This is a genomic window from Streptomyces sp. DI166, from assembly GCF_900091315.1.
In the GTDB taxonomy this organism is placed as follows: domain Bacteria; phylum Actinomycetota; class Actinomycetes; order Streptomycetales; family Streptomycetaceae; genus Streptomyces; species Streptomyces fuscus.
Genome location: NZ_FLSP01000034.1, coordinates 11,545 through 24,461, shown reverse-complemented (window position 1 = coordinate 24,461; position 12,917 = coordinate 11,545). Strand labels below are relative to the sequence as shown.

The 12,917-nt window shown below is 72.7% G+C and carries 1 protein-coding gene; it reads right to left on the bottom strand.

What is annotated here, in order from left to right:
• Positions 1–59: 59 nt before the first annotated feature.
• Positions 60–12,560 (bottom strand): type I polyketide synthase, encoded by a 12,501-nt coding sequence (locus GA0115233_RS18445; RefSeq protein ID WP_176711843.1) that lies wholly within the window; start codon positions 12,558–12,560, stop codon positions 60–62.
• Positions 12,561–12,917: the final 357 nt, after the last annotated feature.

The following is a 12,917-nucleotide window of genomic DNA, read 5'->3' as shown; positions in this document are numbered from 1 at the left end:
ACGGCGTCGGCAACGGGCAGGTGGGGTGCGTGGGTGCGGGTGGTGGGCGGCGGCCGGTCCTAGTTGAGGCCGAGTTCCCGGTCGATCAGGTCGAACATCTCGTCGTCGGACACGGCTTGGAGCAGTGCGTCGTCGTCACTCCCGTCGCTCGCCGCTGCCGCGGCGTCCGCCGGGCTGTCGGACAGCCGCCACAGCAGCGCCTGGAGCCGGGAGGCGATACGGTCACGGGCCGCCGCGTCGGCAGGATCGAGTGCGGCCACCTGGGCCTCCAGGTCGTCCAGCGCCGACGGCTCACTGTCGCTCGACTGCCCGGCGTCCGGGGCCAGTTCGGTGAGCAGTCGTCCGGCGAGGGCTGCCGGGGTGGGGTGGTCGAAGACCAGCGTGGCGGGCAGCGCGAGGCCGGTCGCGTCCTTCAGCCGGTTGCGCAGTTCGACGGCGGTCAGCGAGTCGAACCCGAGGTCGCGGAAGGCGTGCGAGGGGCTGATCGCGGCGGTGCCGTCATGGCCGAGGACCGCGGCGACCTGGGTGCGGACCAACTGGAGCACCACGCGCTCCTGTTCGACGCGCCCCACTCCGGCCAGCCGCTCGGCGAACGCCCCCGTCGAACCGCCGTCCGCCGCCGCGTCCTCGGACCCTTCGTGGCCCCGGGCGGCCGCGCGGCGCACCTCGGGGATCTCGTCGAACAGGCGGCGGCGCCGGGCGGCCGAGTAGGTCGCCGCGAACCGGTCCCACAGCACGTCGGCCACGACAAGGAACGTCTCGTCACGGTCGAGGGCCTGCTGTACGGCGCCGACGGCCACCTCCGGGTCCATGGTGGGCACGCCGTAGCCGCGCAGCCGGTCACTCTCGGCGTCGTCGACCATGCCGCCGCCCGCCCAGGCGCCCCAGGCGATGGACGTGGCGACCAGGCCGCGGGAGCGGCGCCACTCGGCGAACGCGTCGAGGTATGCGTTGGCCGCCGCGTACCCGGCGTGCCCGCCGTCGCCCCACACGCCCGCGCCGGAGGAGAACAGCACGAATGCTTCCAACGGCCGGTCCGCGAGCAACGCGTCCAGATGGACGGCGCCGGCGATCTTCGCCTCCGCCACGGCGCGCAACGCGTCGAGGCCGGTGTCCTCCACACCGACGGCCGGGGGCTCCAGACCTGCCGCGTGGACGACGGCGTTGACGGGCGCGTTCCCCGGTACGTCGGCGAGCACCTTGGCCAGCGCGTCCCGGTCGCTGATGTCACAGGCCGCGATGGTCACCTGGGCGCCCAGCGCGGTGAGTTCCGCCTCCAGTTCGAGCGCACCGGGCGCGTCGGGCCCCCTCCGGCTGACCAGCAGCAGATGTTCGGCGCCGGTCGCGGCGAGCCGTCGCGCGAGGTGCGCGCCGAGGGCACCGGTGCCGCCGGTGACGAGCGTCGTACCGGCGAACCGGACCGTACGGCCCTCACCACTCCCGGAGTCCGGACCGGCGGGCTTGCGGATCATGCGGCGTACGTACAGGCCTTCGGCACGGACGGCGAACTGGTCCTCGTCGTCGGCACCGGTCAGGGCGACGAAGAGCCGGTCCCACAGTTTCGCGCCGTCTTCCGCGTACGGGGACGGCGGGAGGTCTACGAGTCCACCCCAGCAGAGGGGGTGTTCCAGACCGAAGACCCGGCCCAGGCCCCAGACGGCCGCCTGCTCCGGCGCGGGTCCACCGTCGGACGACGTCCCGGTCACCCCTACCGCGCCCCGGGTGACGGTCCACAGCGGCAGTCGCGCTCCGGTGTCCGTCAGGGACTGCATGAGCAGCACGGTGGCGGTGACGGGACGGGGCAGAACCTCGCCGTCCGACGGTGCGTCCTCCGGGTCGAACGGCAGGAGGTTGAGTACGGCGCCGATGCCCGGAACGCGCTCCAGCGCCTCCCGCAACCGCTCGGCCAGGGCGGAGCGGTCGTCTCGCTCCAGGTCGAAGTGGACGGTGGTGACACTCTCCACGTCCGCACGTCCGCGCAACCGCTCGATCAGCTCGCCGGTGTGGGAGCCGTCGCTCGGCACGACTGCCAGCCAGTGCGAGGGCAGGGCACCCGGTCGGCCGTCGGCAGGCTGCCAAGTCACCGTGTAGCGCCAGGAGTCCAGCGTCGAGCTCTCCCGCCGGCGCCGGCGCCACTCGGCCAGTACGGGCAGTACCGGTTCCGCGGCCCCCAGCGTCTCGCGCCGATCGGGAGCGAGGTCGAGCGCCTCGGCCAACGCCTCCAGGTCCTCCCGCTCGACGGCCTCCCAGAAACGGGCGTCCACGTCGTCGCCGGGGGCGCCGGACGCCGGGGCGGCCTCGGGCACGTCGAGCCAGTAGCGGCGGTGCTGGAAGGCGTAGGTGGGCAGTTGGACCGTACGGCCGCCCTGTCCGGCGAGCACCCTCGTCCAGTCGACGGGGATACCGCGAACCCAGGCCTCGGCCAGGGAGGTCAGGAACCGGTCGGCGCCTCCCTTGTTGCGGCGCAGGGTGCCTACGACCGTGGCGTCCGGGGCGGTCTCCTGGACCGCCATGCCGAGGACGGGATGCGAGCTGACCTCCACGAACGCCGAGTGACCCTGCTCGGTGAGCCCCTGGATGGCGTCGGCGAAGCGAACGCGCTGACGCAGGTTGCGATACCAGTAGCCGCCGTCAAGGCGAGCGGTGTCGATCAGTCCGGCGTCGGTGGTGGAGAAGAACGGAACCTCACCGGTGCGGGGCACAACCGGGCCCAACACCTTGGCGAGTTCGTCCTCAATGGCCTCCACGTGCCAGGTGTGCGAGGCGTAATCCACCGGGATGCGACGCGCCCGGATGTCGGCGCCCTCGCAGTGCGCCATCAGCTCGTCGAGGGCATCCGCGTCACCGGCAACGACCACGGAGGACGGCCCGTTGACGGCGGCGATGTCGACTCGGTCGCCTAGCAGTGCTTCCACCTGCTCCAGCGGAAGCGGTACGGACACCATGCCCCCGCGCCCCGCGATGGCCCGGATCGCCTTCGACCGCAACGCAACAACCCGCGCACCGTCCTCCAGCGACAGACCACCCGCCACCACAGCAGCAGCAATCTCACCCTGCGAATGCCCGACCACGACCGACGGCCGCACACCGCACGCCCGCCACACCGCAGCCAGCGACACCATCACAGCCCACGACACGGGCTGAACGACATCCACATCCGACAGCTCACGCCCGTCGCGCACGACATCACTCAGCGACCACTCAACGTACGGGGCCAACGCCCGCTCACACGCCTCCATCGAATCCGCGAACACCGGCGAGGCATCCCACAACTCCCGTCCCATACCGGCCCACTGAGCCCCCTGACCCGGGAACACGAACACCACACGATCCGCACCCGCGGCAACCGCACCCCGCACCACACCGGCGTCCGACTCCAGTTCGCCGAACCGCGAGGCAAGTTCACTCAGGTCGGTACCAAGGGCAACCGCACGGTTCTCGAAGGCAGTACGGGTGGCGGCCAGGGACCAGGCCACGTCCACGGGACGCATGCCCTCGCCTGCCTCCGCCGCGAACTCGGCCAGCCGCCCCGCCTGCCCGGCAAGCCCCTCCTGACCACGGCCCGACACCACCCACGGCACCACACCACCGGCCAAGAACACCGGCTCCGACCGATCTTCCGGATCCGGCGTACTGGGCACCTCCTCCAGCACCACATGCGCGTTCGTCCCGCTGATCCCGAAGGCCGAGACACCGGCCCGGCGCGGGCGGCCCCCCGTGTCCGGCCAGCCCACGGTGTCGGTCACCACGGATACAGCGCCCGACGTCCAGTCGACGTGGGAGGACGGCGCGTCGACGTGCAGCGTGCCGGGGACGAGCCCGTGCCGCATGGCGAGCACCATCTTCATCACGCCCGCCATACCGGAAGCGGTCTGTGTGTGCCCGATGTTGGACTTCAGGGAGCCGATCAGCAGGGGCTGGTCCTCGGGCCGGTCCTGGCCGTACGTGGCGAGCAGGGCCTGGGCCTCGATGGGGTCGCCGAGCCGGGTGCCGGTGCCGTGGGCCTCGACGACGTCGACGTCCGCAGGGGTGACCCGGGCGTCGGCGAGGGCGGCGCGGATCACGCGCTGCTGGGAGGGCCCGTTGGGGGCGGTGAGGCCGTTGCTGGCGCCGTCCTGGTTGACGGCCGAGCCGCGGATCACCGCCAGGACCGGGTGCCCGTTGCGGCGGGCGTCGGACAGGCGCTCCAGCAGGACGACGCCGACGCCCTCGGCGAGGGCGAAGCCGTCGGCGGCCTCGGCGAAGGGCTTGCAGCGTCCGTCGGGAGCGAGGCCCCGCTGCTGGCTGAACGCGACGAACGGCGCCGGGTCGGCCATCACCATCGCGGCCCCCGCGAGCGCCATCTCGCACTCGCCGGACCGCAGGGACCCCACCGCCAGGTGCAGCGCGACCAGCGAGGAGGAGCAGGCGGTGTCGACGGTGACCGCAGGGCCCTCCAGGCCGAGGACGTAGGAGACGCGGCCGGAGGCGACGGCGGTGGAGGCGCCGGTGACGAGGTAGCCCTCGGTGCCGTCGTTGCTGCGGGTCAGCAGCGTGCCGTAGTTCTGGTCGGTGAGGCCGGTGAAGACGCCGGTGCGGGTGCCCCGTAGACCGCGCGGGTCGATGCCGGCGCGCTCGAACGCCTCCCAGGAGGTCTCCAGCAGCAGCCGCTGCTGCGGGTCCATCGCCTTCGCCTCGCGCGGCGAGATACCGAAGAAGGCCGCGTCGAAGTCCCCGGCGTCGTGGAGGAATCCACCGTGCCGGACGTAACTGGTGCCGGGTCGGGCAGGGTCGGGGTCGTACAGCCGGGCCGTGTCCCAGCCGCGGTCGGCGGGGAGACCGGTGATCACGTCCTCGCCCGCGGTGACGATCCGCCACAGTTCCTCGGGGCTGTTGGCGCCGCCGGGGTAGCGGCAGGCCATGGCGACGACGGCGATCGGGTCGTCGTCGAGCGGCCGGTCGGATGGAGCCGTGCTCACGGGTTCGGGGGCGGTGTCGCCCAGGGCCAGCCGCCTCAGGTGCTCGGCGAGCGCCAGCGGTGTGGGGTGGTCGAAGACGACGGTCGTGGCGATCTTCAGGCCGGTGCGGGCGGCGAGTCGGTTGCGCAGTTCCACGGCGCTCACCGAGTCGAAGCCCAACTCCTTGAAGGCGTACGCCGCGTCGACGGCGTCGGCCGAGGGATGGCCGAGCACGGCGGCGGCCTCGGCGCGCACCAGTTCCCGCACATGGCGGTCGCGGTCGGCGTCCGGCAGGGCGCGCAGCCGCTCGGCGAGCGTGTCCTTTCCGGTGGGCTCCTCGCGGACGGGATCCGGCGAGACTGCCTTGGGCTTGAGGTGCGCGATGAGCGGGGCGGAGCGGGCGACAGTGAAGACGGAGACGAACCGGTTCCAGTCGACGTCCGCGACGGCCACCAGGGTGTCGTCGTGGTCCAGCGCCTGCTGGAGGGCCGTCATGGCGGGTTCGGGAGCGATGACGGGGATGCCCCGGCGGCGCAGCGGGTCGCGCATCTCCTCGCTGATCATGCCGCCGCCGTCCCAGGGACCCCACGCCACGGAGAGGGCGGGCAACCCACGGTTTCTGCGCGCGTGTTCGACGAGGGCGTCCAGGGTGGCGTTGGCGGCGGCATACGCCGCGTGCTCCGCGACACCCCAGATGCCGGAGATGGAGGAGAAGCAGATCAGCGCGTCGGTCTCGGCGGGGTCCAGGATCTCGGTGAGGTTCCGGACCCCGGCCACCTTGCCCTCGGTGACCTCGGCGAACTCCGCGAGCCCGAGGCCGTCGAGCGCCCCGAGCACACCGACACCGGCCGCGTGCACGACGGTGCGGACGGTACGGCCCTCGGCGCGCAGGGAGTCCAGCAGTTCCGCCAGCGCCGCACGGTCGGCAACGTCACAGGGGACGACGCTCAACCGGGTACCGTACGTGGCGACTTCTGACTCCAGCTCCGCCAGCGCCCCGGCATCGGTGACCCCTCGGCGTCCGACCAGCACCACGTCCTGGGCACCGCCGCGCGCCAGCCAGCGAGCCACGTGCGCGCCGAGCGCACCGGTACCGCCGGTGACGAGGGCGGTGCCGTTGGGCGCCCAGCGGCGCACGGCGGGCGCGGAGACGGGCGCCGGCATGAGCCGCCGTACGAACGTGGACCCGGCGCGCAGGGCGACCTGGTCCTCCACACCGTCGCCGCGCGCCGACAGTACGGCGCACAGGGCGGTGCCGGTACGACCGTCCAGCCGCTCGGGCAGATCCACCAGGCCACCCCAGCGCTCCGGGAACTCCAGCGCGGCGACCCGGCCCAGACCCCACACGGCCGCCTGTTCCGGCCGGGCGGCCGTCTCCTGTTCACCGACGGCCACGGCACCCCGCGTGGCGCACCACAGCGGCGCGGCCACTCCGGCCCGGCCCAGCGCTTGGAGCAGCGACACGGTGAGCGCGGAACCGGTGGTCAGCACGGGATGCTCGGGCAGCGGACCGTCGTCCAGCCCGGTGAGGGCGAGCACACCCGCGAGGGGTGTCTCCAACTCGGGCAGCGCCTGCTGGAGCGCAGACTCCAGTACGGCGGGGTCGGCGTGGCGCGCGCCGAGGGCGAGCGTGTGCGGGCGGGCGCCGTGCCGGCTCAGGGCGTCCGCGACGGCAGCGACGAACTCGGTCCCGGCGACGGCCTCGTCCTCGGGGACGACGAGCAGCCAGTCACCGTCGAGCGTGCCGGACCGCGTCTCGCCGCCGAGGGGCTTCCAGACGACCTTGTACCGCCACTCATCCACCGCGGAACGGGCGGCGGCGTCCTTGCGCCACCGCGAGAGGGCGGGCATCAACTCGGCCAGTGGTTCACGGTGTTCGAGTCGGAGCGCGTCGGCAAGGGATTCGAGATCCTCACGCTCGACCGCGTCCCAGAAACGCGCCTCCACGGTGTCGGAGGCGGTTACCACGGTTGCGGGAGTGGCCTTCTCCAGCCAGTAGCGGCGGTGCTGGAAGGCGTAGGTGGGGAGTTGGACCGTACGGCCGCCCTGTCCGGCGAGCACCTTCGTCCAGTCGACGGGGATACCGCGAACCCAGGCCTCGGCGAGGGAGGTCAGGAAGCGGTCGGCGCCTCCCTTGTTGCGGCGCAGGGTGCCTACGACCGTGGCGTCCGGGGCGGTCTCCTGGACCGCCATGCCGAGGACGGGATGCGAGCTGACCTCCACGAAGGCGGAGTGGCCCTGCTCGGTGAGCCCCTGGATGGCGTCGGCGAAGCGGACACGCTGACGCAGGTTGCGATACCAGTAGCCGCCGTCAAGGCGAGCGGTGTCGATCAGTCCGGCCTCGGTAGTGGAGAAGAACGGTACCTCACCGGTGCGGGGCACAACCGGGCCCAACACCTTCGCGAGTTCGTCCTCAATGGCCTCCACGTGCCAGGTGTGCGAGGCGTAGTCCACCGGGACACGGCGCGCCCGGATGTCGGCACCCTCGCAGTGGGCCATCAGTTGGTCCAGCGCGTCCGCGTCACCGGCAACGACCACGGACGACGGCCCATTGACGGCGGCGATGTCGACTCGGTCGCCCAGGAGTTCCTCTACCTGCTCCAGCGGAAGCGGTACGGACACCATGCCCCCGCGCCCCGCGATGGCCCGGATCGCCTTCGACCGCAGCGCGACAACCCGCGCACCGTCCTCCAACGACAGACCACCCGCCACCACAGCAGCAGCAATCTCACCCTGCGAATGCCCGACCACCACAGACGGCCGCACACCGCACGCCCGCCACACCGCAGCCAGCGACACCATCACAGCCCATGACACGGGCTGAACGACATCCACATCCGCCAACTCGCGCCCACTGCGCACGACATCACTCAGCGACCACTCAACGTACGGCGCCAGCGCCCGCTCACACGCCTCCATCGACTCCGCGAACACCGGCGAGGCATCCCACAACTCCCGCCCCATACCGGCCCACTGAGCCCCCTGACCCGGGAACACGAACACCACGTCGTCGACGCCTTGGGCCGCGCGTCCCCGTACGACGGAAGACGGCAGAGTCTCGGCTCCGGCGGCCACCTCCCGTAGGGCAGGGAGCAGTTCGTCCGTGTCGCGGCCCAGGATCACGGCTCGGTTCTCGAAGGCGGTGCGGGTCGCCGCCAGCGACCAGGCCATGTCCACCGGTCGCACCGACTCCCCCGCCGCGGCGAAGGCGGCCAACCGCCCCGCCTGCCCGGCAAGGCCATCGCCACCGCGTCCGGACACCACCCAAGGGAGGACACCGTCGGCCGCGAACACCGGTGAGCCGGACGGCGCATCCCCCGCCGGGGCGTCCGGCGCCTCCTCCAGCACCACATGCGCGTTGGTGCCGCTGATACCGAACGACGACACCCCGGCCCGCCGCGGACGCCCCTCCGTGCGCGACCACTCGACCGGCTCGGTGAGGAGCGACACCGCGCCCGTGGACCAGTCGACATGCGGGGTGGGCTCGTCCACGTTGAGGGTCCGCGGGAGCACCCCGTGCTGCAGGGCGAGCACCATCTTCATCACACCGGCGACGCCCGCGGCGGCCTGCGTGTGACCGATGTTGGACTTGAACGAGCCTAGCCACAACGGCCGTTCGGGGGTCCGTCCCCGGCCGTAGGTGTCCAGCAGCGCCTGCGCCTCGATCGGGTCACCCAGAGTGGTACCCGTGCCGTGGGCCTCGACGGCGTCCACCAGGTCGGGGGTGAGCCCGGCGTTTGCGAGCGCGGCGCGGATCACCCGCTCCTGGGAAGGGCCGTTGGGGGCGGTGAGGCCGTTGCTGGCGCCGTCCTGGTTGACGGCCGAGCCGCGGATCACCGCCAGGACCGGGTGCCCGTTGCGGCGCGCGTCGGACAGGCGCTCCAGCAGCAGCACACCGACGCCCTCACCCCAGCCGGTGCCGTCCGCGCCCGCCGCGAACGGCTTGCAGCGCCCGTCCGGCGCCAGCCCGCGCTGCCGGCTGAACTCCACGAAGATTCCGGGCTCCGCCATGACCGTGGCGCCACCGGCGAGCGCGAACGCGCACTCACCGGAGCGCAGCGCCTGCACCGCCATGTGCAGGGCGACCAGGGAAGACGAGCAGGCGGTGTCGACGGTCACGGCCTGTCCGCGCAGCCCGAGCACGTAGGCGATCCGGCCACTGGCGACACTGCACGAGGTGCCGGTGAGCAGGTATCCGTCGACCGACTCCGGGGCGTTCCGGAGACCGGGGCCGTACTCCTGCTGCATGAGCCCGAGGAACACACCGCCGTCGCTGTCGCGCAGGGTGGTGGGGTCGATCCCGGCGCGTTCCAGTGCCTCCCAGGACGCTTCGAGCAGCAGCCGCTGCTGCGGGTCCATCGCCTCGGCCTCGCGGGGCGAGACACCGAAGAAGAACGGGTCGAACTCGGCGGCGTCGTACAGGAACGAACCGGCGCGGGCGTACGTCGTCCCGTGGTGCTCGGGGTCCGGGTGGTACAGGTTCTCCAGGTCCCAGCCTCGGTCCGCGGGGAACGCGGACACGGTCTCGCCGCCCGTCGCCAGCAGGTCCCACAGTTCCTCGGGCGTGCGGATGCCACCAGGCAGCCGGCAGCCCATGGCCACGACGGCGATGGGGTCCTCGTCGGCCCTCCTCCTGCGATCCACCTCCGCCTCGGGGCCACCGTCGAGCAGTTGGCGTACGTGCCGGGCGAGGGCTCGCGGGGTCGGGTGGTCGAAGAGCACGGATGCCGGGAGGGAGGCGCCGGTGTCGGCGACGATCCGGTTCCGCAGCTCGACCGAGGTCGCCGAGTCGAAGCCCAGTGCCTTGAAGGTCAGCGTGGCGTCCACGTCGCCGGGCCCGGCATGCCCGAGCACGGCCGCGGCGTGCGCCCGGATCAGCTGAAGCAGGTCTCCGTGTCCCGGTACGGTCGCCTGCCCCGTCGCGTCGGGCGGCGGTGCGAACGACACCGTACGGCGTGACGCCTCACCGTCCAGCCAGTACCGGCGGCGCTGGAAGGCGTACGTCGGCAGCGGGACCGTACGACCGCCCTGCCCGGCCAGTACACGCGTCCAGTCGACGGGGATGCCGCGAACCCAGGCCTCGGCCAGGGAGGTCTGGAAGCGGTCGGCGCCTCCCTTGGTGCGGCGCAGGGTGCCCACGACCACCGCCTCCGGAGCCGCGTCCTGCACCGGCATCCCGAGCACCGGGTGCGAGCTGACCTCGACGAACGCCGAATAGCCCTGCTCCACCAGGCTTTCGATGGCGTCGGCGAAGCGGACGCGCTGGCGCAGGTTGCGGTACCAGTAGCCACCGTCCAGCACGGCCGTGTCGATCAGCTCGGCCTCGGTGGCGGAGAAGAACGGAACGTCACCGGTGCGGGGCACAACCGGGCCCAGAGCCCGCCCCAACTCGTCCTGGATGTCCTCCACATGCCAGGTGTGCGAGGCGTAGTCCACCGGAACGCGCCGCGCCCGGGCGTCACCGCCCTCGCAGTGGGCCATCAGTTCGTCCAGCGCGTCCGCGTCACCCGCGACGACCACGGAGGACGGCCCGTTGACAGCGGCGATGTCAATGCGCCCTTGCCACCGCGCGATGAGGCTCTCGGTCTGCGCCAGGGACAGCGCGAGGGAGACCATGCCGCCCCGGCCCTCGATGGCCCGGATCGCCTTGGACCGCAGCGCGACAACCCGCGCACCGTCCTCCAGCGACAGACCACCCGCCACCACAGCAGCAGCAATCTCACCCTGCGAATGCCCGACCACCACAGACGGCCGCACACCGCACGCCCGCCACACCGCAGCCAGCGACACCATCACAGCCCACGACACAGGCTGCACCACATCGACGTCCGCCAACTCGCGCCCGCTACGCACGACATCACTCAGCGACCACTCGACATGCGGCGCCAGCGCCCGCTCGCACGCCTCCATCGACTCCGCGAACACCGGCGAGGCATCCCACAACTCCCGCCCCATACCGGCCCACTGAGCCCCCTGACCCGGGAAAACGAACACCACACAATCCGCACCCGGGACAACCGCACCCCGCACCACACCGGACACCGCACCGGAGGCCAACTCACGCAGGATGCGGGCACGTTCGCTCATCTCGGCACCAAGAGCAACCGCACGATGCTCGAAGGCGGTACGGGTGGCGGCCAGGGACCAGGCCACGTCCACGGGCCGCATGCCCTCGCCTGCCTCCGCCGCGAACTCGGCCAGCCGCCCCGCCTGCCCGGCAAGCCCCTCCCGGCCACGCCCGGACACCACCCACGGCACCACACCGCCCGCCGCGAACACCGGGTTCGAAGCCTCGTCCACCGGAGTGACGCTCGGCGCCTCCTCCAGCACCACATGTGCATTGGTGCCGCCCATACCGAAGGCGGAGACACCGGCGAGAAGGGGAAGGTCGGGCCTGGGCCAGGGGCCGAGGTCGGTCCGGACGTGCAGTCCGAGGGCGCCGAGCGGGATGTCGGGGTTGGGGATCTCGTGGTTGAGCGTGGCCGGAAGTTCGCGGTGCTGGAGTGCGAGGATCGTCTTGAGGAGCCCGGCGATGCCCGCGGCGCCCTCCAGATGCCCGATGTTGGTCTTCACGGAGCCGACGTGCAGGGGCTCCGGGCCGCCGAACACCGCGCCGAGCGCGGCGGCCTCCACCGGGTCCCCGACCGGGGTCCCGGTGCCGTGGAGTTCGACGTACTGGATGTCTTGGGGGGCGGCTCCGGCGTTGCGCAGTGCGCGGCGCAGAACGTCTTCCTGGGCGGCGGGGTCGGGGGCGGTGAGGGTGGTGCCGCCGCCGTCGTTGTTGAGGGCGCTGCCGCGGATCACGGCGCGGATCGGGTCGCCGTCGGCGAGGGCGCGGTCGAGGGGCTTGAGGACGACGAGTCCGCCGCCCTCGCCGCGGACGTAGCCGTTGGCGCGGGCGTCGAAGGTGTAGCAGTGGCCATCGGGCGAGAGGGCGCCGAAGCGGTGGGGGAAGAGGCTGCTCTGCGGGGCGAGTTGGAGGTTGACGCCGCCCGCGAGGGCGATGTCGCTGTCACCGCCGCGCAGGCTCTCGCAGGCCAGGTGGAGGGCGACGAGTGAGGACGACTGGGCGGAGTCGAGGGTGAGGCTGGGGCCGCGCAAGCCGAGCAGGTAGGAGACCCGGTTGGCGATGAGGGCGCGGTGGGTGCCGGTGAAGGACTGGTGGGTGACGTCGGCGGGGTCGAGTCCGTGGGCGAGGGTGGTGTAGTCGTCGTGGGCGGCGCCGATGAAGACGCCGGTGCTGGTGGCGGCGAGGCGGGCGGGGAGGACGCGGGCGTCCTCCAGGGCCTCCCAGGCGAGTTCGAGCACCAGGCGCTGCTGGGGGTCCATGGCGTCGGCTTCGCGGGGCGAGATGCCGAAGAAGGCGGCGTCGAAGCCGGTGACGTCGTCGAGGTAGCCGCCCCAGCGTGGGGTGTCGTCGCCGGGGTCGGCCTCGGCGGGGGCGCCGGCGAGTGCCAGCCGGTCGGCGGGCGTGGGGCGTACGGCGCTGCCGCCGGAGCGCAGCAGCCGCCACAGGGCGTCGGCGTCCGGGGCGCCGGGCAGTCGGCAGGCCAGGCCGATGACGGCGATGGCGCGCTGGGGCGCGGCGTTGAGCCCGTACCGGGTGTGTTCTGACTCGCTCATTCCACTCCACCAGCTTGTCGGCCCAGCCCTGTGGGCCCGTGGACGTCGGGCAGCGCGTGCTGACGGCATGCGCCCGGCGCGCGGCGTGGTCGACGGCGCCGGCCGCCGGTCGGGGCAGGGCTGGGAGGTTCCCGGGCCGTCGGGGTCCTCACGCTAGGTGCGCACCCACTAGGGCGCCCCCTAGATTCCGCGGGGCGTCGGACGGGGGCGAACTCGGCGCTGTGACCGGGGGTTTCGGGAAACGCCCAGACATGGGGCCCTGGGCGGGGGTGGGTGTTGCGCCGGCCGGGGGCGGTCCTTCTCAATGAGGCAGTGCCGCCCGGCCGGGTGGTGCCGGCCCGGCGTGCGTGCGGCAGG